This is a genomic window from Gordonia caeni (assembly GCF_039537105.1).
GTDB lineage: Bacteria > Actinomycetota > Actinomycetes > Mycobacteriales > Mycobacteriaceae > Gordonia > Gordonia caeni.
Map to the genome: position 1 here is coordinate 39,513 of NZ_BAAAZW010000008.1, position 20,723 is coordinate 60,235.

Genomic DNA, 20,723 nt, shown 5'->3' on the forward strand with positions numbered 1-20,723 from the left:
CGGTCAGACGTCGAAGCTCGCGTGCATCTCCCAGTAGACGATCTCGGCATCGTCGACGGCGGTCAGCGTGATCGCCGAGTCCGTGGTCCGCAACGCATCACCCTCGGCGAGGGTGCCGAGCCGGTCCACCTCGACGGTGCCGCGGGCGACGTACAGGTGCCCGAACGGGGCGGACGGGAGCTCAATCCTCTGCCCGGCGCGGGGCCGAGCCAGGTGCAGGGCGGCGAACCGGTTGGCGATCTCCAGCGCGCCGGTGCCGGCGTGCTCGGGCCGTCCGGAGGCTGCCACGACCGGCGCACCCGATTCCAGGGCGGCGGTGAAGTCGCGTTCGGCGTGGCTCGGGTCCAGGCCGTCGGCGTGCGGGGCCACCCACATCTGCACCACCCGCAGCCGCTCACCGCTGTGCCGGGTGTCGGCGTTGCGCTCGGAGTGGGTGATGCCGCGGCCGGCGCGCATGTGTCCCAGGGTTCCCGGGCGCAGCACCACCTGCGTGCCGTGGGAATCCTTGTGCGCCACCGACCCGTCCAGCACCCAGGTCAGGATCTCCATGTTCTGGTGCTGGTGGGCGTCGAGGCCTTCGCCGGCGTCGACCAGATCGTCGTTGTGCACCACCAGCACGCCGTGGGCGTTGCCGAACAGGTCGTAGTTGCCGGTGGCCGGGAACGACTGCCACGAAGTCAGCCACTCGTTGGCCCAGTGGTGGCGGTCGGCGGCGCGGATCACTTCAGTGGTCATCGCGGTGCTCCTGGAGCCGGTCGGCCAGCCGGGCCATCAGCCCGGCCAACTCGCGGCCGTCGTCGGGGGTCAGGGCGTCGTAGAAGAGGCGGTCCACCAGCTCCCGGTGGCCGCGGGCGGCTGCGGCGAAGGCGCCGCGGCCCTCGTCGGTGAGGATCGCATAGCTCCCGCGCCGGTCCTCGGGCACCGGCTCGCGGCGCAGCCAGCCGCGCTTGCAGAGGGTGTCGACCTGGTAGGTCAGGCGTGATTGCGAGAACACCATGCGCTCGGCGATCTCCTTCATCCGCAGCCGGTGGCCGGGGGCTTCGCTCAGCAACAGCAGCACGTGATAGTCGGCCAGCGCCATGCCGGCGTCGCGGCGGAGCTGGTCGTCGATCGCGGTGGACAGGCGGGCGCTGGTCTCGATGAACAGGCGCCACGCCCGGCCCCGCGGATCGACGTCCTCGATCTCCAGACTCATCGCACCACGTGCGGCATCAGAGCGTCGTCGGGGATGACGCCGAGACGCCCGGCCTGGTAGTCCTCGACGGCCTCCATCAGCTGCTGACGGGTGTTCATCACGAACGGGCCGTACTGGGCCACCGGCTCCCGGATCGGCTGCCCGCCCAGCAGCAGGATCTCCATCGCAGGGCGGTGCGAATCCTGGCCGTGCGCGTCGGCGGACACCGTGATCCGGTCGCCGGCGCCCAGCACGGCCAGTTGGCCGCCGGTGATGGGCCGCTGCTCGGGGCCCACGGTGCCGTTGCCGGACAGAACGTAGACCAGCGCGTTGAAGTCGCGGCGCCACGGCACCGACAGCTGCGCGCCGGGGGAGACGGTGGCGTGCGCGAAAGTGATCGGCGTGTGGGTGGAGCCGGGGCCGGCGTGCCCGCCGACCTCACCGGCGACCACGCGCACCAGCGCGCCGCCGTCGGCCGACGAGACCAGTGCGGTCTGTCCGCCCTCCAGGTTCTGGTAGCGCGGGGTCAGGAACTTGTCGGCGGCCGGCAGATTGACCCACAGCTGGACGCCGTGAAAGGTGCCGCCGGACTCCACCAGTTCGGCGGGCGGGGTCTCGATGTGCAGGATCCCCGCGCCGGCGGTCATCCATTGGGTGGCGCCGTCGGCGATCAGGCCGCCGCCGCCCGAGGAGTCCTGGTGCTGGAAGAGGCCGTCGATCATGTAGGTGACGGTCTCGAAGCCCCGGTGCGGGTGCCACGAGGTCCCCTTGGGTTCGCCGGGTTCGTACTCCACCTCGCCCATCTGATCCATGTGGATGAACGGGTCCAGGGCGGCGGCCGAGACGCCGGCGAAGGCGCGGACCACGGGGAAGCCCTCGCCCTCGTAGGAGCGGGGACCGGTGGTCAGCGAGACCACGGTGCGCTCGGCTTCGGCCGGTGCGGGCGGCGCCAAACGGGGCAGGGTCAGGGTGTCAGCAGTCACGGCGGGCATGACGTCCTCCTATTAGTTCAGATTTTAAGTATCTCATCCGGGGTCAACGTCATGCAATCGACACCTATTCCCGCGCCCAATCGCCGCCGTTCCGACTGACAACGCGCATAATCAGATGCATGGCCATCAATCCCATGAATGACCGGTCCGGCCGTGAGCGCCAGCGCCTGCGCAAGCTCGCGCAGGCGGCGATGAACGCGGACCAGACCGTCGACCAGGTGGAGGGCATCCTCGGCGACATGGGACCGGTCCTGCAGGGACTCACCGGCACGATGGGCGAACTCGACGGCGCCATCGACAATCTGGAGGGGACGCTCGAGCGCCTGAATCACTCGCTCGACAACGTCGACACCACCGTGGATCGCATGGCGAGCGTGGTGACGCGGCTCGAGCGGGTCGTGACCCAGGTGGAGTACCTGGTGACCCTGGGGGAGACGGCGATGCGTCCGCTCGGGGTGCTCGAATCGGCCGGTCGCGGCGTGGCCGGATTCCTGGGATTCGGGGGCGGGTCGAATGACGAATCGGAGACATCACGGCTAACTGCCGACTGAACGGCGCTGCGTCTCATACGATCACGGTGCACTGTTCACCGACGTAGGAGACTCTCTCGTGAACTCGGATTCGATCGTGGGCAAATGGCTTGCGGAACTGTTCGGCACTTTCTGGCTGGTTTTCGGCGGCTGCGGTAGCGCGATCTTCGCCGCCAAGTTCTTAGCCGAAGAGGACGGCGCGATCGGGAAGTTCCAGATCGGCATCGGTTTTCTGGGGGTCTCCCTGGCTTTCGGTCTGACTGTGCTGACCATGGTCTACGCCGTGGGCTGGATCTCCGGTGGACACTTCAATCCGGCCGTGACCCTCGGCGCCGCCGTGAGCGGACGGTTCCCGTGGAAGGACCTTCCCGGCTACTGGATCTCCCAGGTGGTCGGCGGTCTGCTGGCCGGTCTGGCGCTGTTCGTGATCGCCAGCGGCAAGCCCGGATTCGAGGCCACCGGCAACATGGCGGCCAACGGCTACGGCGACAACTCGCCGGGCCTGTACAGCCTCGGTGCCGTCGCCCTCGCCGAGGTGCTGCTGACCGCGTTCTTCGTGATCATCATCCTGGGAGCCACCCACGGCCGCGCGCCGATCGGCTTCGCCGGTCTGGCGATCGGCCTGTCGCTCACGCTGATCCACCTGATCTCGATCCCGATCTCCAACACCTCGGTGAACCCCGCTCGCTCCACCGGTGTGGCCTTCTTCAACGGCGACGGCGCACCCGGTCAGCTATGGCTGTTCTGGCTGGCTCCGCTGGCCGGTGGTCTGATCGGCGGCCTGCTGTTCCCGCTGCTGTGGGAGCGCTCGCCGTTCTCGCGGCCGGACATCATCGGCGGCGCCGAGCCCACGTCAGAGCAGGCGTGAAATCCGCCGAGCACTCGGTCCGCGGTGAGCGCGGGCGCACCATCGTCTTCGACGTCCACCGCCCCGATGAGGACGCGGTGGGCGTCGTGGCGCTGGTCCACGGCCTGGGTGAGCACGCCGGTCGCTACGGCCACGTGGTGGCGCGGCTGACCGACGCCGGCTACGTGGTGGTCGCGTCCGACCATGCCGGCCACGGCCGCTCGGGCGGCAAACGCCTCGGCGTCAACGACTTCGGGGACTTCGTCGCCGACCTGCACCGGGTCATCCGCAGCGTGGAGCACGACGGTCTGCCGCTGTTCGTGATCGGGCACAGCATGGGCGGTGCGATCGCGCTGACCTACGCGCTCGACCATCCCGACGACCTGACCGGTCTGGTCCTCTCCGGCCCCGCAGTGGTGCCGGGCGACGACCTGCCGCCGATCATGGTCGCGGCGGCGCCGGTCCTGGGGCGCCTGGTGCCCTGGCTGCCGGCCACCGCGCTGCCCGCCTCGGCGGTCAGCCGGGACCCGGCGGTGGTCGCCGCCTACGAGGCCGATCCGCTGGTCTGGCACGGTAAGATCCCGGCCGGTCTCGGCGGCGCGCTCATCGGTGCGATGTCCGCCTTCAGCGACCGGCTGCCGTCGCTGCGCGTGCCGACGCTCTCCTTGCACGGTGGCCGCGACGCGCTGGCCAACGCCGACGGCACCCGCCTCATCGGTGAGCGCGGCGGCGGCGAGGTGACCGTGAAGATCTACCCGGAGCTGTACCACGAGATCTTCAACGAGCCCGAGCGCGACGAGGTGCTCGACGACGTGATGGCCTGGCTGGCCGACCACCAGCCGAACTGACGTTCCGTCGGGCGGTCAGAACCAGGCGGGGTCGGCGTCGAGGGCGGTGCGGTCGCACGCGGCGACCAGGTCGAGCTGCGATGTGGTCGTGGGCAGCTCGTAGGTGAAGAAGTAGCGGGCCGCGGCACGCTTGCCGTCGTAGAAGGCGCCCTCGCGGTCGCCGACGGCCAGCAGCTGCTCCAGCCACATCCAGGCGACGACGATGTGCCCGGCCGCCTCCAGATAGACGGTGGCGTTCGCCAGGGCGAGCGCCGGGTCGCCGGAAGCCCACGCCGCCGCGGTGACTTCGGCGAGCCGCCCAGTCGCCGCCGACAGGGCGTCGGCGTACCCGGGGGCCTCTCCACCCGCCCCGCGGGCCCACTCCACCGTGGCGCCGATGGTCTCGGTCAGCACCGCCAGGCCGGCACCGGAGTCCATCACCATCTTGCGGCCCAGCAGGTCCAGGCCGTGGATGCCGTGCGCCCCTTCGTGAATGGGGTTCAGCCGGTTGTCCCGGTAGAACTGCTCCACGTCGAACTCACGCGTGTAGCCGTACCCGCCGTGGACCTGGATGGCCAGACTGTTGGCTTCCAGACACCACTGGCTCGGCCAGCTCTTGGCGATCGGCGTCAGCACCTCGAGCAGAGTGTGCGCCCGGACGCGGTCGGCCTCGTCCGGTGCGGTCATCTCCTCGTCGACCAGCCGCGAGGCGTACAGGCCCAGCGCCAGAGCGCCCTCGACATAGGCCTTCTGCGCCAGCAACATCCGCTTCACGTCGGCGTGCTCGATGATCGGCACGGGTGCCACGTCAGGGCCCTTCGCGTCGACCGGGCGGCCCTGTTCGCGAGTCTTGGCGTACTCCACCGACTGCAGGTAGCCGGCGTAGCCGAGCGCGGTGGCCAGGAAGCCCACCCCGATGCGCGCCTCGTTCATCATGTTGAACATGTAGCGCAGACCCTTGTGCGCCTCGCCGACCAGATAGCCGACCGCCCCGGTGCGCCCCTCGACACCGAAGGTGCCGTCGCCGAAGTTGAGCAGCGTGTTGGTGGTGCCGCGGTTGCCCATCTTGTGGTTCAGACCGACCAGCGCGACGTCGTTGCGGGTGCCGTCGGGCAAGAACTTGGGAACCACCAGCAGCGAGATGCCCTTGGTCCCCGGGCCCCCGCCGGGGATCTTGGCGAGGACCAGGTGCACGATGTTCTCGGTGATCTCGTGGTCGCCTGCCGAGATCCACATCTTGGTGCCGGTGACCGAGTAGGTGCCGTCGCCGGCGGGCTCGGCGCGGGTGGTGATGTCGGCGAGCGAAGATCCGGCCTGCGGCTCGGACAGGCACATGGTGCCCGAGAAGCGGCCCTCGAGCATCGGCCGCACCCAGGTGTCGATCTGCTCCGGTGAGCCGTACTTGGCCAGCAGGTTGGCGTTGCCGACGGTGAGGAAGCCGTACGACGAGGTGGCCGCGTTGGCCGCCTGGAAGTTGACCATCGAGGCCCGCGAGACGGTGTGCGGCAGCTGCATCCCACCGAGCTCCTCGTCGAACGAGCCGGCGTTGAGACCGGCCTCGCTGAAGGCGCGCACCGCGGCGGTCACTTCGTCGAGCAGCACCACCCGGCCGTCCTCGCCGATTTGCGGCTCGTTCTGATCGGACTTCTTGTTGTGCGGCGCGAAGAGCTTGGCGGCCATGTCGTGGCTCAGATCCAGGACCCCGTCGAATGTCTCCCGCGAGTGCTCGGCGAAGCGCGGACGCTCGAGCAGTTCGGTGACGTTCAGCCAGTCGTACAGCAGGAAGTCGAGGTCGTCGCGGGACATGAAATCGGCCATGCCCGTCAGTCTTTCAGATCCCCATCCGGCGGATCAGATCGCCGGTCAGGCGCGGGGAGAACTCGGCGACGGCGCGCAGCACCACCGAATACCGCGGATAGAGCTGCGGCCGACCGGTCCGGGCGGCGCGCAGGATCCAGCCGGCGGCGTCTTCCGCCGAAATGGCGGGAGCGTCGTCGTAGCCGGCGGTGGGGGCGATCATCGGGGTGCGGACCAGCGGGAAGCCGACGTTGCTCACGCTGACGCCGGTGCCGCGGCATTCGTCGTCCAGGCTGCGGCCGAACGCGGCGAGGGCGGCTTTGGAGGCGTGGTAGGCGCTGAACTTGGGCATCGACCCGGCGGTGACTCCCCAGGTGACGACGTTGACGATCCGCCCGCGGCGCTGCGCGATCATGGCCGGCAGCAGGGCAGTGGTCAGGCGTACTGCACCGAAGTAGTTGAGCGCCATGGTGCGCTCGTAGTCGTGGAAGCGGTCGACGGTGTCGAGTACCGACCGGCGGATGGACCGGCCGGCGTTGTTCACCAGGACGTCGAGGGTGCCGAAGCGGGCCAGGATCTCGTCGGCGAGGGCGGCGGCGGAATCGGTGTCGGACAGGTCGGCGGTGACCGGGTGAGCCACACCGCCGTCGGCGGCGATGGCGTCGCAGACTGCGGTGAGCCGTTCCAGATCGCGCGCCACGGCGACGATCTCGGCGCCCTCGGCGGCGAACAGGCGCGCCGTCTCGGCGCCGATTCCCGACGAGGCGCCGGTGATCACGACGAGGCTGCCGGTGACCTCGGGGTGCTGAAATCCGAGAGTGTGTGCGAGATCGGTGAGGGTGCGCGCCGGGGAGAGTGCGGTCTGCACCAGGGCCCGCGCGCCGGGAATCATTTGTACTTCTTGATGATCTTCAGGGCTTCGTCGGCATCGACGTTCTTGGCGACCAGCTTGCCGTTCTTCACCTTGCGGACCGTGTACAGCTTCTTCTTCTTCGCGTCAGCGACATGGAGTCCAACGTTCTTTGCCTTCTTGTTCAGATCTTCCAGCACGTGTGGATGGTAACGCGTCAAGATGAACGGCCACTGCCGGATCGTTGGATGACGGGCGTCGGTCCCGTCACACCTGGTCACCGATGTTTTCAGCAGACCTCGGTGCCGACCGGTGTCGAGTTGTCGAGGACGCGGGCGTAGGTGCCGCCGCCGATCCGATCGCGGATGGCGCAGGTCTCGGCGCGCGTGGCACCCGGGTAGTAGACGGCGTAGATCGGATTGCCGTTCTCGGACTGCTTGAACGACAGACACGATTGATCGGTGCGCAGGTACGACGACCCCGGATACTGCGCCAGCGCCGCCGCGATCTCCTGCTGGTAGGCGCCCGGGCTCACCGCGTTGTAGACCACCGCGACCGTGTCGCCGTTGCAGGCGGGGGTGGAGATCGGGACCGGCAGACCGAGGTCGCCCGGAGCGCGCGCCGCGGGCGGGGCGGTGGTCGCGGGTCGCACGGTGGACGATTCGGTGGGGACCGATTCGGAGTCCGCGGGGGCGGGTGAGGCGGCCGATTCGGTGACGGTGGCCGTCCTCGTCTCGGTGGCATCGGCCAGGGCCACGGCCGCGGAGTCGCCACCGGAGTCGTCCCGGCCGGACTGCCAGAGCAGCACGCCTCCGGCCAGGGCGGCGATCACCGCGACCGCGGCGATCGCCGCGATGACGACGTTCTTGGACTTACGGGCCGGGGCTGCCTGGTACGGGTTCTGGGGGTACGGCGTTTGGGCGTACCCGGTGGGGTCGTAGCTGCCGACCGGGGCGGTCCGGGTCGGCGCGGGCACGGCCGGGGGACGACCGGCGAGGCTCGCGCGGGCGGCGGCGGCCAGCTCGCCGGCCGTGCGGTACCGCTGCGCCGGGTCTTTGGCGGTGCCGCGTGCGATCACCGCGTCGAAGGCGGTGCCGGTCGGCGGGAGCGGCCGGTGCAGGTGCCCGGCGATGATCTGCTCCATGCTGTCGGCCCCGAACGGCTTGGCGCCGGTGAGGCATTCGTAGAGCACGCACGCCAGTGCGTAGGTGTCGCTCGGCGGTCCCACCGGCGCGCCGCCCCCGAAGCGCTCGGGCGCCATGTAGTTGAACGAGCCGATCGCCAGGCCCGTCGACGTGAGGCCGACCTGACCGGCCGACTGCACCAGACCGAAGTCGACCAGGTAGGCGAAGCCCTTGCCGTCGAGCAGGATGTTCTCCGGTTTGATGTCGCGGTGCGTCAGGCCGGCGTCGTGCGCCGAGTCCAGGGCGCTCGCGATCTGGCCGATCACGTCGACTGCGCGATCGGGGGCGACCGGCCCCTGAGTGATCACCGCCCGCAGATCCTGGCCGGCGACGATCCGCATGTCCAGGAACAGCTGACCGTCGATCTCGCCGAAGTCGTGGATGGGGATCACGTGCGGATCGTTCAGGCGGGCCGCGGTCTGGGATTCGCGCAGGAACCGGGTGCGGTAATCCGCGTCGTCGGCGAGCTGCGGCGGCAGCAGTTTGAGCGCGACCGTGCGGTCCTTGACGGTGTCGACGGCTTCGTACACCTCGCCCATGCCGCCCCGGCCGATACGGCGCACCAGGCGATACGGCCCCAGCACGCTCCCGGAACGGTCTCCCGGACCCGAATGCTCCCCCTGAGTGGTCATAGGCCAGGAGATTACAGGGACGGGAGATTACAGGGGCAGGCCCTGTTCCAGGAGGTCGATCGCGGCGAGGAGCTCGCTGAGCGTGGCCTCGTCGGCGCGGCCGGAACGTTCGGCGAGGTGCACCATCACTCCCGACGCGGCGGCGATGAAGACCCGCAGCGGCAGGGCGTCCAGCGAGGTCCCGGTGTAATCGGCGAAGAAGGCGGTCATCTCCTGGATCGCCCGGTCCACCTCGAACTGGTGGGCGGCGTGCAGCACCGGCTCGGCACGCAGGAGTTCGATGCGCCGCGGATCGGACGCCCACGGGTCGTCGCCGGCGATCTCGAACAGGTTCGTGACGAGCCGGCGCAGCAGATCGAACCGGCCGAGTCCCGGCGGAATCTGCTCCAGCATGTCGCGGCGCCGCTCGTCCAGGTCGTCGCCGACCAGCACCTGCTCCTTGGACTCGAAGTAGCGGAAGAGCGTGGTGTGCGAAACCCCGGCCGCTTCGGCGATCTGCGCCACCGTGGTCTCGTGGTAGCCCTGCGTCGAGACCAGGTCGAGAGCGGAGGCGCGGATCGCGGCCCGGGTGCGCGCCTTGTTCTGGGCGCGCGCCCCGGGCCGGGATCCGGTGGTCATGTCAGTGACACCTGTTCTTCGGCGGAGGAGCTGACGCCGCGGTGGCGCACCGCACTGCCCTCCACGTCGAAGTTGATGACCAGCTTGTCCAGCCAGCGGGGCAGGCCCCAGGCCTTCTCGCCGAGCATCGAGATCACCGCGGGCACCACGATCATGCGGATGATGAAGGCGTCGAAGAAGACGGCCACCGCGAGGGCGAAGCCGAGCATCTTGTTGGTGGTCTCCGGCGACAGCATGAACGCGGCGAAGACGCTGATCATGATGATCGCAGCGGAGGTCACCACGCGCGCCCCGTGCCGGTAACCGGCGACGATCGCGTCCTTCGGCGACATGCCGTGCAAGAACTCCTCGCGCATGCGTGTCACCAGGAACACCTGATAGTCCATCGCCAGACCGAAGACCACGCCCACCAGGAAGATCGGCAGGAACGACAGCAGCGGCTGGGTGTGGTCGATCAGGCCGAGCCAGCCGTCGGTGAACACCAGGGTGGTGATACCGAAGGTGGCCAGCACCGAGAAGACGAAGCCCAGCGTGCCGATCAGCGGCACCCACAGTGACCGGAAGACGCCGATCATGATCAGGAAGGCCAGGCCCACCACCACGGCGATGTACGGGATCAGGGCCTTGTCGAGCTTGGCCGACAGGTCCGACATGATCGCGGTCTGACCGCCGACGTGGATCTCGGCGTTCTGCGCCTCGATGGCCGGGGCGAAGCCGCGGATCGACTCCATCAGGTCGTGGGTCTGCGTCGAGGCCGGCGAACTCTCCGGCGTCACCAGGATCATGGCGGTGTCGGCGCCGGCGTTCGGGTTCTGCGGATCGGTGCCGTTGCCGATCCAGGTCACCGTCTCCGGCTGGTAGACGTCGGGCAGGCCCTTGATGTCGGCGACCGCGCTGTCGGCGGCCGCGGCGACGTCACCGTCGTCTCCGGCATGGACCACCACGAACAGCTGCCCGTTGATGCCTTCGCCGAAGCCTTCCTTGACCAGTTCCTGCGCGGCGATCTCGTCGTCGGCGGTCATGTCCAGGCCGAGCTCCATGCCCTTCACCGGGACGGCCGCGGCGACCAGGATCGCCAGGCCGACGAGGATGAACGGGAGCGGCTTGGCGACGATCGCCTTGCCGAACTTCACGCCCAGGGTGTCGACGTCCTCGGAGGCCTCGGCGTGCTTGATCCACGGGATCCGGGGGACGAAGGCGAAGCGGCCCACCGCACCCAGGATCGCCGGAATCAGGGTGAGTGCGGTCAGGACCGCGACCAGCACGGCGAGGGCGGCGCCCAGACCCATCTGGGTGATCAGCGGGATGCCGATCACCATCAGGGCGACGACGGCGATGATCACCGTCAGACCGGCGAACACCACTGCGGTACCCGCGGTGCCGACCGCTCGTCCGGCGGCATCGGCGGGGTCGCCGCCGCGGTTCCGTTCGGTCCGGTACCGGGACACGATGAACAGCGCGTAGTCGATCGAGACGGCGATGCCCAGCATCAGGACGATGCCGGTGGCGGTCTGGTTGACGGTCATGAACGAGGCGCTGACCATCAGCATCATCATCGTCAGGCCGACGCCCACGATGCCGGTCACCAGCGGGATGAAGGCTGCGATCAGGGCGCCGAAGGCGACGATCATCACCACGAAGGCGACGCCGAAGCCGAGGATCTCGGCGGTGCCGCCGGAATCCATCGCCTGCATGACGCCGCTGGTGGCCTCGACCTGCAGGCCGTCACCGCGGTGCTCCTCGATCACGTCGAGCAGCGCCTTCTTGTCGGCCGGCTTCAGATCCATCAGATCCAGGTCCTGGCTGACGGTGATCAGGCCGATGCGGCCGTTGTCCGACAGCACCTGCGAAGCCAATGCGGGATCGGCCTGCGCCACCGTCACCGGATCGGCGATCTGCTGCGGGTCGGTCACCTCCGGAAGTCCGGCGAGGGCCTTGGTGAGCGCGTCGATCTGTTCGGTGTGCTTGTCGAGGCCGTCCTGCGCCGCCACCACCACGGTGGTCCGTGACTTGGTCTGCTGTTCGGTCAGCGCGGGGAACTCTGCCTCCATCTGCTCCATGGCGATGCCGGCATCGGTGCCGGGGAGCTCGAAGTCCTTGGCGAACTTCGGATTCAGGCCCAGGATGAGCCCGGCCATCAGGGCGATCAGAGCGACCCACGCGCCGATCACCCACCATTTGTGGCGGAAGGAGAATCGGCCGAGCCGGAAGAGTGCGGAAGACATGCCGTCAAGTGTTACTAACTAACACTTTCGCGTGCAACGTGAATTCAGCGTGAGGCGGCGCACACCTGCGCCAGGAACTCCCGGATCAGTCCGTGATCCTTGACTCCGGGCGCGGACTCGACGCCACTGGACACGTCCACACCCCACGGCCGAGCCTGCGCGATCGCGGCGGCGACGTTGTCCGGGCGCAGCCCCCCGGCCAGGATCCAGTGACCCTCCGGTGCACCGTCGCCCAGAGCCGTCAGGTCCCACTGTTCGCCCGAGCCCGGACGGGGCGCATCCAGCAGCAGCGCCTCCTCTCCGTAGGCGCCGACCCGCAGGTCGGGGGCGTGGGCGAGGGACGTGGCGCGCCAGATGCGCGGGAAGATGGCGGTGGCGTCGGCGAAGTCTTCGGGCGTGTAGGTGCCGTGGAGCTGGAGCACCGAGACGCCGACCTGGTGCGCCAGGTGTGCGGCCTGCGCGGCGGGCATGTCGTTGACCACGAGCACGGTGTCGACCGCTCCGTCGGCCGCGGCGACGATCCGGCGCGCGAGATCTTCGTCAACTGCGCGCGCACTCGTGCGATTGATCACCACGCCGATCGCATCGGCGCCCGCGCCGACGGCCACGGCGACGTCGTCTACCGCGGTCAGTCCGCACACCTTCGCCAGCATGGGTTCCAGTCTAGGAGGTGGCGGCCTTCGTCGTCGGGGCCACCAGTGCAGCGGCGATCGCGGTGGTGAGCGGCACCGACATCGCCAGTGCGATTCCGCCGACGAAGGTGCGGGCCAGTTCGATCGCGATCTCCTCCCCGGACAACAGGCCGGCGATGGGCTGACCGGCGACCGAGAAGAGCAGCAGCAGCGGCAGGGCACTGCCCGCATAGGCGAAGACCAGCGTGTAGACGGTGCTGGCGATGTGATCGCGGCCCACGCGCATGGCGCCGCGGAATGCGCTCAGCCGTGTCTGGCCGGGCAGGGACGCCAGCTCGAACGTCGTCGATGCCTGGGTGATGGTGACGTCGTTCAGCACGCCGAGGGTGCCGATCACGAAACCCGCCAGCAGCAGCCCGGACAGCGAGATGGAGCCCTGATACAGCTGCAGCGTGCGTGTCGACTCGCCGGACAGACCGGTCAGGGTCAGCGACTGCACCGCCGCATAGCTGAGCCCGGCGGCCAGGGCCAGCGAGATCAGGGTGCCGAGCAGCGCCGAACTGGTGCGCATGGTGAACCCGTGCGCCAGGAACAGGACCGGGTACAGGATGGCCGCCGACGAGACGATCGCGACGGCCACCACCGAGTGCCCGTCCAGGATCGACGGGAGTGTGAAGTAGCCCAGGACGGCGAAGGCGAACGCCAGGCCGATCACCGCGCGCAGGCCCCGCCAGGTGGCCACCGCGATCACCGCCACCACGAAGGCGATCGCCCACAGGATCAGGCCGATGCCGCGGCGGTAGTCGTAGAAGGCGTACCGCGCGGTGCCGGCCGGGTCGGTCATGACGGACAGGCGCAGCTCGTCGTCCACACGCAGGTGCGGCTGGCCGGCGATCGGGGCGTCCGGATCGAGCCCTTCGGTCGACGGCCGGCCCGGGCCCTCTCCGGTCTGCGTTCGGTTGGTCGGGATCGACAGCACCGCGTACTCGCCGGACTCCAGTTGCACCACCGAGGCGCTGCAGTCACCGCCGCCGGGGTGGATGGCCGGGAAGTCCTCGGTCGCGATGCCCGGGGTGAGGGAGGTGCAGTCGGCGCGGATCTGCGACACCACCGTCGCCTCGACGGTCTGAATCGGCCCGCCGTCGGAGGCGGTGAACTCAGGCGGCAGCGGGCGGTCGGAGTGACTCGGCCACAACGCGAATGCGCCGATCACCACCCCCAACGCGGACAGGATGAGCAACGCCATCACGACCGGCCTCGCATAGCGCGCGAGGTTCTTCACGGGGCCGGACCCGTGCGAATGACCGTGTCCGTGCGAGGTGAGGTCGGGTTCGGGTTCCGGCAGACGGTGACTCACATCGTCAGACGCTAGACCATCAACCGAAGGTGACGGTCGCTTCCTTGTTGTTCATCACGACCACCGGGGTGACGGTGGAGTAGCCGGCGGCGCGGATGGTGTCCAGATCCACCTCGAGGATCGACTGACCGGCGTCCACGATGTCACCCGGCTCGACCAGCGGCGTGAATCCCTCGCCCTTGAGCTTCACGGTGTCCAGGCCGACGTGGATCAGCAGTTCGGTGCCGTCGTCGAGGCGCAGGCCGATCGCGTGGCCGGTGGGGAAGACGGTCACCACGGTGGCCGGGGCCGGCGCGACCACCAGGCCGTCGGCCGGTTCGATCGCCAGACCCGGTCCCATCATCCCGCTGGCGAAGGTCTTGTCGGGGACCTCGTCGAGCGGAATCACGGTGCCCGCCACGGGCTGTCGCAGGGTGACGGTGGTCGGCCGGTCGGCGACGGCCACGGGGGCCTCGGTCTCCGCGGCGGCGACTGCGGCGGCCGCGACCGGTGCGCTGATGCGGCCGGCGATGAGGTCTTCCATCGCGTCCTTCACGAACTGGACGCGGGTGCCGTAGATCACCTGCACCGACTTGCCGCCGGGTTTCATGGTGCCCGCCGCACCGGCCCGCTTCAGCGCGTGCTCGTCGATCACGGAGGTGTCGGCCAACTCCATGCGCAGGCGGGTCGCGCAGTTGTCCAGGCTGGTGATGTTGTCGGCGCCGCCGAGGGCGTCGATGAATTTGGCCGCGGTCCCGACGAACGGGTTGTCGCCGTCGTTGGCAGCCTCGTCGAGCACGAAGTCGTCGTCGTCCTCGCGGCCGGGTGTCTTCAGCTTGAACCGCAGGATCACCCAGCGGAAGACCACGAAGTAGACGATGAACCAGAACACGCCCATCACCGGAATCATCCAGGGGTTCTGGGCCAGTGGGTTGGTCCAGTTCAGCACCAGGTCGACGAAGCCGCCGGAGAAGCCGAAGCCCATGCGGACCGGCAGCAGCTGCGCCACCGCCATCGAGATGCCCATGAACAGCGCGTGCAGCACGTACAGGAACGGGGCCAGGAACATGAACGAGAACTCGAGCGGCTCGGTGACGCCGACGAAGAACGAGGCCACCGCGCCCGACAGCAGGATGCCGTAGGCCATCTTCTTCTGGACGGGCTTGGCCGTGACGTACATGGCCAGTGCGGCGCCGGGCAGACCGAACATCATGATCGGGAAGAAGCCGGTCATGTACTGGCCGGTGACACCGAAGATGCCGTCGCCCTGGTCGCCGGCGAGGAAGTTGTTGAGGTCGTTGATGCCGGCGACGTCGAACCAGAACACCGAGTTCAGGGCGTGGTGCAGACCGAACGGGATCAGCAGGCGGTTGAAGAAGCCGTACAGGCCGGTGCCGACCGCGCCGATACCGACGATCCATTCGCCGAAGTTGACCAGGCCGGCGTACAGCAGCGGCCAGATGAACAACAGGATCAGCGCGACGATCAGGGAGATGCCTGCGGTGATGATGGCGACGCTGCGGCGGCCGGAGAAGAAGGAGAGGGCGTCGGGGAGTTTGACGTCCTTGAACTTGTTGTAGCAGTAGGCGCCGATGATGCCGCAGAGGATGCCGATGAAGGCGTTCTGGAAGCTGCCGGTGTTGAACGCGGCGCTGACGTCCGGACTCTCGATGACCCCGTCGACCACGTGCCAGCCGGCCTGGACGCCGATCGGGTCGTCGCCCGCGCCCGGTACGTCCTCCACCTTGGTCCAGCCGCGGCCGAGAAGTTCCTGCACCGAGGTCGGCGACAGCAGCGTGGTGATCACCAGCCACGACACCAGGCCGGCGAGAGCCGAAGTGCCGTCGGACTTCTCGGCCATGCCGATGGAGACACCGACGGCGAACAGGATCGCCATGTTCGCGACGATCGCCAGTCCGGCGGTGGTCAGGAAGGTGGCGACGACGTTCGGATTGTGGGTGATACCCACGATCCAGTTGCCGATGCCGACCAGGATCGCGGCGACCGGCAGCACGGCCACCGGCAGCATGATCGACTTGCCGAGGTTCTGCAGAAACTTCATCATCGTCGCGCGACCGCCTGCTCGATGGGTGGTTTAGTCCCCGAACATTAACAACGCGGACGGCCGCCGCGGGGCATGATCGCGCAGGTTCAGCCCAGGCTGATGCGGGCGCGGCCGTCGGCGGTGGTCACGGTGACCGAGGCGAGGTCGATCAGGTGGTGGTCGGGGTCGTGGCCGGCGGCGGCTGCGCCCACGCCGACCACCGTCATGCCCGCGGCGCGACCGGCCTCGATCCCGGCGCCGGAGTCTTCGAAGACGACGCAGTCGGCCCGGTCGACGCCAAGGTCGGCGGCCGCCTTCAAGAAGCCCTCCGGGTGTGGTTTGCTGCGCGACACCATCTCCGCGGTGATCGACAGATCCGGCAGGGGCAGGCCGGCGGCGAGCATCCGGACCGTCGCCAGGGTGGTGTCGGCGGAGGTGACCAGGGCGTGCGGGACGTCGCGCAGCGCGGCGAGGAATTCACCGGCGCCGGGAATCGCGATGATGCCCTCGACGTTGTCGGTCTCCGCGGCGAGCATGGCGGCGTTCTCGGTCAGATTGTCCTCGTGCGGGCGGTCGGGCAGCAGGATCGCCATGGTCTCGTACCCCTGGCGGCCGTGGCAGATCGCCAGCACGTCGTCGGCGTCGAGCTGGTGCTCGGCGGCCCAGCGGGTCCAGATCTCGTTGACCACGGCGGTCGAGTCGACCAGCGTTCCGTCCATGTCGAGCAGCACCGCACCGGCGTCGATCGTGGCAGTCATGGCGACGAGTCTACGGAGCGGGGGCGTTCTCTACCCGCACAGTGACCGGAGCGGTCCCGTCGGCCGTGATCGCGATGGTGGTGCCGTCCGGTGAACCGACCACGGTTCCGCCGTCGACGGTGATGTGCCGGCCGTGGCGATAGTGCAGATCGGAGACGGCGATGACCGTCGGCGCGCTGATCGCCGGGTTCGGGCGGTAGGTGAACCGGAAGGCGCCGGTGTTCGCGTCGTAGCTCATCGACCGGGAGGTGCCCGCGACGGCCTGCGGGTAGGTGCGCACCAGCTGGCGGCCGACCGGGCCGGCGAGGGGATCGTCGGCGACGCCGTCGGGCCGGTGCCGAGACTGATAGTGCCAGTACATCCAGCCGACGAACCGCTCGTCGGCGCGCTGCAGGGTATTGGCGAGCACCGTGGCGTCGCCGTCGCCGAACTCGGTGACCACGACGGGGCGCTGGGTGCGTCTGGCGACGGTGTCGACGTGACTCCAGGTGAGGTCTTGCTGGGCCGAGCACAGACCGCGGAGCGCTTCGGGCAGGCCCAGGTAGATGGCGAGCTGGGACGGGATGCAGTAGTCGTGCGGGGCGATGACGACGTTCTTGCTGCGGATCCTGTCGAGCCCCAGGTAGCTCGGCATCAGCTGATTCCAGGTGACGTTCGGTTCCCACCAGACCGGGACGTCGGCGTTCTGGCCGTGGATGCGATCGGTCAGCGTCTGCATGACGCGCTGGTACTGCTTGTCGAACAGCGGGCAGCCGACAGGGAAGCAGGTCAGGGCGGCCGTCCCCGGCCACGGCTCATTGAGGAGTTCGATGCCGGCGACACCGGGCTTTCCCTTGACGGCGCGGGCGAGCGTGGCCAGCGCCGTGCCCAGATGGTCGACCGCACCGTGCCGGTTGCTCCAGACCTCGTCCCAGGCGGCGTTCATGCTGGGCATCAGGTAGTAGAGGGGAAAACCCGGGTTGGGCTCCCAGCTGGGCGGACGCGATTTCAGCGACCAGGCGGGAAATCCGTTGCCGCCCCACACCTTCGACAGGCCGTCCTGGTGGTTGTCGAGAACCGTGTACAGACCCTCGGCGGCCAGCGTGTCCACCACCGAAACGACGCGATCGATGTAGTCGTGGTCGATCTGGCCGCGGCGGGGCATCAGTCCATCGAAGGAGACTCCGAGACGGACCACGTTGAATCCGTGCGCCGCAAGGTCTTTCGCATCAGCGCGGGTGAGCGTGAAGCCGTCACCCGGCTGGACGTACGGGGCGTCCTTGTCGACGTTGTTCACTCCGTGCAGCAGCACGGTCCGGCCGTGGGCGTCGACCAACTGGTTGCCGCGCACGGTCAGCTGACTCAGCGTGGACGCGGCGGCCGCGTTCGGTGCAGGTACGGCGAGGAGGGCGGTGGTGAGCAGGACGGCGACTGCGGCGGCGCAGAATCTGCGGAGGAGGGGCGTCATGCGGTGCGTGGCTTCCGTGCGGCGGGAACGGCGTGGCGCCGTTGTCCCCCGTTCGGGGGACGGAACAGATGTCCGAATTCTGACCGTCCCACTGGCTTCCGGGTTCCGATCGCCGCCTCCGAGACCCGACGGTGACCGTTTCGGGACCTGCGCTACGACCTACGCTGGCGGCATGGACGTGCCCGCCGATCTTGAGAGGCGCCGATCGCTCGGGGCCGACTGGGGCGGATGGCTCGATCGGCTGCCGCGGCTCGCCGACGACCTGATCGGGGAGTGGAGATTGACCCCGGCCGGTGCGCCGATGAACGGGTTCGCCTCGCTCGTCGTGCCGGTCCGGACGTCCGAGGGCGTCGACGCCGTGCTGAAGGTCGGCTTCGACGGATCGGAGGAGACGGCGCAGGAACACCTGGCGTTGCAGGCCTGGGCCGGTGACGGTGCCGTCAGGATGTTTCGCGCCGACCCTGCCCGGCGGGTGATGCTGCTCGAGCGGTTCCACGGGCGGGATCTCACCGAACTGTGGGATCTGCAGGCGTGCGAGATCGTCGCCGGGTTCTATCCACGGCTGCACCGGGGGGCGCCGGGGCGGTTGCGGCCGTTGACCGGCTTCCTCGAGCAGTGGCTCGACGCCCTGGAATCAGACGTGCGTGAGATTCCCGTCCCGCGCCGGATGATCGACTGGGCGCTGACGCGGGGGCGCGACTTGGTCGACGATCCCGAGTCGACCGGTCGTATCGTTCACGGAGACTTGCACTATGAGAATGTGCTGGCGGCCGATCGTGAGCCGTGGCTCGTGATCGATCCCCAGCCGATGTCGGGCGACCCCCACTACGAGATCGCTCCGCTGCTGTGGAACCGCTGGGACGAGATGGACGGCTATCTGCGCGAGTCGATCCGGCGGCGCTTCTACACCGTGGTCGAGGCCGCCGGCCTCGACGACGACCGGGCGCGTGACTGGGTGATCGTGCGGATGGTCCTCAACGCGCATCGGGTCGTCGAGGACGCGAAACGAGCCGGTCGCGCCCTCGACGACGGTCAGCGAGACTGGATCACGCGATGTATCAGCGTCGCGAAGGCCGTGCAGCGCTGAGTCGTTCACCTGCTGCTGTCGGCGGCCTACTTATTGGCGGCGGCGACGGCGAGGAGGCCGCCGGCCATCACGGTGTTCTTGAGGAACTGGGTCTGCTGCTGGGAGCGGGCGGCGGGGTCGTCGTACTTCCAGTAGGCGTGACCGGCCAGCGTGGTCGGAATCAGCGAGGCCAGCAGGCTGCCGGCGGCGAGCCGGGGGAAGACTCCGGCGGCGACCATCGCGCCGGCGACGGCTTGGGCGGCACCGTTGGCGCGGACCACCGCCTCGTCGTCGACGGGGATGGGGACCACCGCGCGGACCTGGCCCAGCAACGGGCCGGCCATGTCGATCCGGGGACCGGGTTCGGTGGCGGCGGCGTACCCGAACTTCACGAAGGGCAGACCGGTCAGGGCGCGGGCGGCGACGGTAAGCAGGCTCATCGACAATTCCTTTCAGTGCGTGACGAACCAAGTGTCCTGAAGCTCAGGTCAGACCAGCAACCGGGCCCGGAGGGCGTCGACGGTGCTCTGGCCGACCCGAAGCCCCCGTCGGACATAGTTGTCCATGCTGCCGTACAAACGTTTCACCTGGTCGAAGGCGGCGTGCAGCCACGACAGGTCCACCGCATTGCTACGGCCCAGGTATGTGTTCGATTTCATGAAGTCGGTCTCGATGGTCTGCCGCGGAACGCCCAGAATGCTCAGGAGAACCGCCGTACCCCAGCCGGTCCGGTCCTTGCCCGCACTGCAGTGGAAGACGGTGCCGCCGTCGGTGTTGCGGGCGATCGCGGTGAGCAGGTCGCGGAAGGCGAAGTCCGCGCCGCGGTAGCTGACCATGAACGGGTAGCCGATGCTCTGGCCGACGTTGGAGGAGTCGTTGACGTAGGCGTCCACCAGCGCGCGCCCGAGTGTGATCGGCACGAACTCGTGGAACCAGATCCCGTGATCGATGCTCACCACATCGGCCACCTGGTAGCGCACGCCGGCGGGCAGCGTGTCGGGCTCCTCGTTGCGCTCGGAGACGTTGCGCAGGTCGACGTCGAGGGTGATCCCGGCGTCGGTGATCTTCTGCTTGTCGGACTCGGTGAGTCTGCTGAGCCTGTTGGACCGGAAGACCAGGCCGCTGCGGACCGTCTTGCCGTTCGACGTCTGATAGCCGCCGACGTCACGGAAGTTCGAGGCGCCGTCGAGGCGGATGGGGGTGGACGCGGTGGTGGTGCTCTGCGGTTCGGCGCCGGCTGTCGTGGGCATGGCGGCCGGGGCGATCGCGAACACCGTGGCGGCGGCCAGTCCGGCGGCGACCGCGCGACGACGATGGGGGCGGGTCAAGACACGGGCTGAGCGCATCGGTACTCCTCGGAGGGTGTGTAGTCCGATCAGGCTACAAACGCACCATGCGGGCCGAGGGCGAACGAAGATTCGTTGCCGAAAAGTGCACGCACTGGGACGGTACTCAGACGTACGGGAAGCGCCGTCGCTCCTCGAGAGATGCCTTGCCCTACGAGACCGTGAACCGGTCGCGTTTCCGGCCCGGCCCACGGGACGCCGACTCGTTGGCAGAATCGATGACGCAGACCGGAAGGCGATCGTCGCGACCTACGTCGCCGGTGGAACTAGCCTTGCTCAACTTGCCGAGAAGTACGGAGTCAGCGACTACTCGATCCGCATGATCCTGCGCAAGGCCGGCATCCCGCCGCAACGGCGCAGGGTGACGGCCGAACAGGAGACTCGGGTTCATGAGCTGTGGGCGAAAGGCTTGAAGCCG

The 20,723-nt window shown here is 68.8% G+C and carries 20 protein-coding genes; 4 read left to right on the forward strand and 16 right to left on the reverse strand.

Annotation, left to right across the window (positions count from 1 at the left end):
* Positions 1-3: 3 nt before the first annotated feature.
* From ABD732_RS13725 to ABD732_RS13735, 3 genes are read right to left on the reverse strand one after another with little or no spacing between them, the layout of a single operon-like run.
* Positions 4-735 (reverse strand): pirin family protein, encoded by a 732-nt coding sequence (locus ABD732_RS13725; protein ID WP_344784668.1) that lies wholly within the window; start codon positions 733-735, stop codon positions 4-6.
* The gene (locus tag ABD732_RS13730; protein ID WP_344784670.1) at positions 725-1,195 is read right to left on the reverse strand and encodes a MarR family winged helix-turn-helix transcriptional regulator; all 471 of its coding nucleotides are present in this window, start codon (positions 1,193-1,195) and stop codon (positions 725-727) included. The genes ABD732_RS13725 and ABD732_RS13730 overlap by 11 nt, the downstream gene beginning before the upstream one ends.
* Positions 1,192-2,166 carry a pirin family protein gene (locus tag ABD732_RS13735; RefSeq protein WP_344784672.1) on the reverse strand — a complete coding sequence of 325 codons (975 nt, stop codon included), beginning with the start codon at positions 2,164-2,166 and terminating at the stop codon, positions 1,192-1,194. The genes ABD732_RS13730 and ABD732_RS13735 overlap by 4 nt, the downstream gene beginning before the upstream one ends.
* Before the next feature lie 119 nt (positions 2,167-2,285).
* Here ABD732_RS13735 and ABD732_RS13740 point away from each other — a divergent pair, with 119 nt between their 5' ends.
* Genes ABD732_RS13740 through ABD732_RS13750 form a run of 3 tightly spaced genes read left to right on the forward strand, consistent with a single transcriptional unit; the run spans position 2,286 to position 4,391 of the window.
* On the forward strand, positions 2,286-2,717 hold the full coding sequence (locus ABD732_RS13740) for a hypothetical protein (protein WP_344784674.1): 432 nt from the start codon (positions 2,286-2,288) through the stop codon (positions 2,715-2,717).
* Between the two features lie 58 nt (positions 2,718-2,775).
* Positions 2,776-3,564 carry an aquaporin Z gene (gene aqpZ / locus ABD732_RS13745; RefSeq protein ID WP_344784676.1) on the forward strand — a complete coding sequence of 263 codons (789 nt, stop codon included), beginning with the start codon at positions 2,776-2,778 and terminating at the stop codon, positions 3,562-3,564.
* Positions 3,561-4,391 (forward strand): alpha/beta hydrolase, encoded by an 831-nt coding sequence (locus tag ABD732_RS13750; RefSeq protein ID WP_344784678.1) that lies wholly within the window; start codon positions 3,561-3,563, stop codon positions 4,389-4,391. The genes aqpZ and ABD732_RS13750 overlap by 4 nt, the downstream gene beginning before the upstream one ends.
* Before the next feature lie 15 nt (positions 4,392-4,406).
* Here ABD732_RS13750 and ABD732_RS13755 read toward each other — a convergent pair whose 3' ends face one another.
* From ABD732_RS13755 to ABD732_RS13805, 11 genes are all read right to left on the reverse strand, one after another.
* Positions 4,407-6,188 (reverse strand): acyl-CoA dehydrogenase, encoded by a 1,782-nt coding sequence (locus ABD732_RS13755; RefSeq protein ID WP_344784680.1) that lies wholly within the window; start codon positions 6,186-6,188, stop codon positions 4,407-4,409.
* A gap of 13 nt (positions 6,189-6,201) precedes the next feature.
* Entirely contained in the window at positions 6,202-7,059 is an 858-nt protein-coding gene (locus ABD732_RS13760) for an SDR family NAD(P)-dependent oxidoreductase (protein WP_344784682.1), read from the reverse strand.
* Positions 7,056-7,217, reverse strand: coding sequence for a hypothetical protein (locus ABD732_RS13765; protein WP_344784684.1), 162 nt, complete (start codon positions 7,215-7,217; stop codon positions 7,056-7,058). The genes ABD732_RS13760 and ABD732_RS13765 overlap by 4 nt, the downstream gene beginning before the upstream one ends.
* Positions 7,218-7,306: 89 nt before the next feature.
* On the reverse strand, positions 7,307-8,833 hold the full coding sequence (locus tag ABD732_RS13770; RefSeq protein WP_344784686.1) for a serine/threonine-protein kinase: 1,527 nt from the start codon (positions 8,831-8,833) through the stop codon (positions 7,307-7,309).
* A 27-nt stretch (positions 8,834-8,860) separates the two neighbouring features.
* Positions 8,861-9,451, reverse strand: a complete 591-nt coding sequence (locus ABD732_RS13775) for a TetR/AcrR family transcriptional regulator (RefSeq protein ID WP_344784688.1) — start codon at positions 9,449-9,451, stop codon at positions 8,861-8,863.
* Complete coding sequence (locus ABD732_RS13780) at positions 9,448-11,676, reverse strand: MMPL family transporter (RefSeq protein ID WP_344784690.1); 2,229 nt, start codon at positions 11,674-11,676, stop codon at positions 9,448-9,450. The genes ABD732_RS13775 and ABD732_RS13780 overlap by 4 nt, the downstream gene beginning before the upstream one ends.
* A 44-nt stretch (positions 11,677-11,720) precedes the next feature.
* Positions 11,721-12,329, reverse strand: a complete 609-nt coding sequence (locus ABD732_RS13785; protein ID WP_344784692.1) for a phosphoribosylanthranilate isomerase — start codon at positions 12,327-12,329, stop codon at positions 11,721-11,723.
* Between the two features lie 10 nt (positions 12,330-12,339).
* On the reverse strand, positions 12,340-13,665 hold the full coding sequence (locus ABD732_RS13790; protein ID WP_344784694.1) for a YibE/F family protein: 1,326 nt from the start codon (positions 13,663-13,665) through the stop codon (positions 12,340-12,342).
* Between the two features lie 19 nt (positions 13,666-13,684).
* Positions 13,685-15,709 carry an N-acetylglucosamine-specific PTS transporter subunit IIBC gene (gene nagE, locus ABD732_RS13795; protein WP_344784696.1) on the reverse strand — a complete coding sequence of 675 codons (2,025 nt, stop codon included), beginning with the start codon at positions 15,707-15,709 and terminating at the stop codon, positions 13,685-13,687.
* Positions 15,710-15,795: 86 nt separating this feature from the next.
* Entirely contained in the window at positions 15,796-16,446 is a 651-nt protein-coding gene (locus tag ABD732_RS13800) for an HAD-IA family hydrolase (protein ID WP_344784698.1), read from the reverse strand.
* 10 nt (positions 16,447-16,456) lie between these two features.
* Entirely contained in the window at positions 16,457-17,893 is a 1,437-nt protein-coding gene (locus ABD732_RS13805; protein WP_344784700.1) for an endoglycoceramidase I, read from the reverse strand.
* Positions 17,894-18,065: 172 nt separating this feature from the next.
* On the opposite strand from ABD732_RS13805, the gene ABD732_RS13810 reads away from it, so the two are divergent.
* Entirely contained in the window at positions 18,066-18,980 is a 915-nt protein-coding gene (locus ABD732_RS13810; RefSeq protein WP_344784702.1) for an aminoglycoside phosphotransferase family protein, read from the forward strand.
* 26 nt (positions 18,981-19,006) lie between these two features.
* Here the strand turns inward: ABD732_RS13810 and ABD732_RS13815 are convergent, their stop codons facing one another.
* Together ABD732_RS13815 and ABD732_RS13820 are read right to left on the reverse strand one after the other, a co-directional pair.
* The gene (locus tag ABD732_RS13815; RefSeq protein ID WP_344784704.1) at positions 19,007-19,399 is read right to left on the reverse strand and encodes a DoxX family protein; all 393 of its coding nucleotides are present in this window, start codon (positions 19,397-19,399) and stop codon (positions 19,007-19,009) included.
* 48 nt (positions 19,400-19,447) lie between these two features.
* Positions 19,448-20,305 (reverse strand): tyrosine-protein phosphatase, encoded by an 858-nt coding sequence (locus tag ABD732_RS13820; RefSeq protein ID WP_344784706.1) that lies wholly within the window; start codon positions 20,303-20,305, stop codon positions 19,448-19,450.
* Between the last annotated feature and the right edge of the window lie 418 nt (positions 20,306-20,723).

What these genes read in the sequence shown, in the direction of transcription:
- ABD732_RS13725 (WP_344784668.1), bottom strand. Translation starts at nt 735, where the DNA reads ATGACCACTGAAGTGATCCGCGCCGCCGACCGCCACCACTGGGCCAAC.
- ABD732_RS13730 (WP_344784670.1), bottom strand. Translation starts at nt 1,195, where the DNA reads ATGAGTCTGGAGATCGAGGACGTCGATCCGCGGGGCCGGGCGTGGCGC.
- ABD732_RS13735 (WP_344784672.1), bottom strand. Translation starts at nt 2,166, where the DNA reads ATGCCCGCCGTGACTGCTGACACCCTGACCCTGCCCCGTTTGGCGCCG.
- ABD732_RS13740 (WP_344784674.1), top strand. Translation starts at nt 2,286, where the DNA reads ATGGCCATCAATCCCATGAATGACCGGTCCGGCCGTGAGCGCCAGCGC.
- ABD732_RS13755 (WP_344784680.1), bottom strand. Translation starts at nt 6,188, where the DNA reads ATGGCCGATTTCATGTCCCGCGACGACCTCGACTTCCTGCTGTACGAC.
- ABD732_RS13760 (WP_344784682.1), bottom strand. Translation starts at nt 7,059, where the DNA reads ATGATTCCCGGCGCGCGGGCCCTGGTGCAGACCGCACTCTCCCCGGCG.
- ABD732_RS13770 (WP_344784686.1), bottom strand. Translation starts at nt 8,833, where the DNA reads ATGACCACTCAGGGGGAGCATTCGGGTCCGGGAGACCGTTCCGGGAGC.
- ABD732_RS13775 (WP_344784688.1), bottom strand. Translation starts at nt 9,451, where the DNA reads ATGACCACCGGATCCCGGCCCGGGGCGCGCGCCCAGAACAAGGCGCGC.
- ABD732_RS13780 (WP_344784690.1), bottom strand. Translation starts at nt 11,676, where the DNA reads ATGTCTTCCGCACTCTTCCGGCTCGGCCGATTCTCCTTCCGCCACAAA.
- ABD732_RS13785 (WP_344784692.1), bottom strand. Translation starts at nt 12,329, where the DNA reads ATGCTGGCGAAGGTGTGCGGACTGACCGCGGTAGACGACGTCGCCGTG.
- nagE (WP_344784696.1), bottom strand. Translation starts at nt 15,709, where the DNA reads ATGATGAAGTTTCTGCAGAACCTCGGCAAGTCGATCATGCTGCCGGTG.
- ABD732_RS13800 (WP_344784698.1), bottom strand. Translation starts at nt 16,446, where the DNA reads ATGACTGCCACGATCGACGCCGGTGCGGTGCTGCTCGACATGGACGGA.
- ABD732_RS13805 (WP_344784700.1), bottom strand. Translation starts at nt 17,893, where the DNA reads ATGACGCCCCTCCTCCGCAGATTCTGCGCCGCCGCAGTCGCCGTCCTG.
- ABD732_RS13810 (WP_344784702.1), top strand. Translation starts at nt 18,066, where the DNA reads ATGGACGTGCCCGCCGATCTTGAGAGGCGCCGATCGCTCGGGGCCGAC.
- ABD732_RS13815 (WP_344784704.1), bottom strand. Translation starts at nt 19,399, where the DNA reads ATGAGCCTGCTTACCGTCGCCGCCCGCGCCCTGACCGGTCTGCCCTTC.
- ABD732_RS13820 (WP_344784706.1), bottom strand. Translation starts at nt 20,305, where the DNA reads ATGCGCTCAGCCCGTGTCTTGACCCGCCCCCATCGTCGTCGCGCGGTC.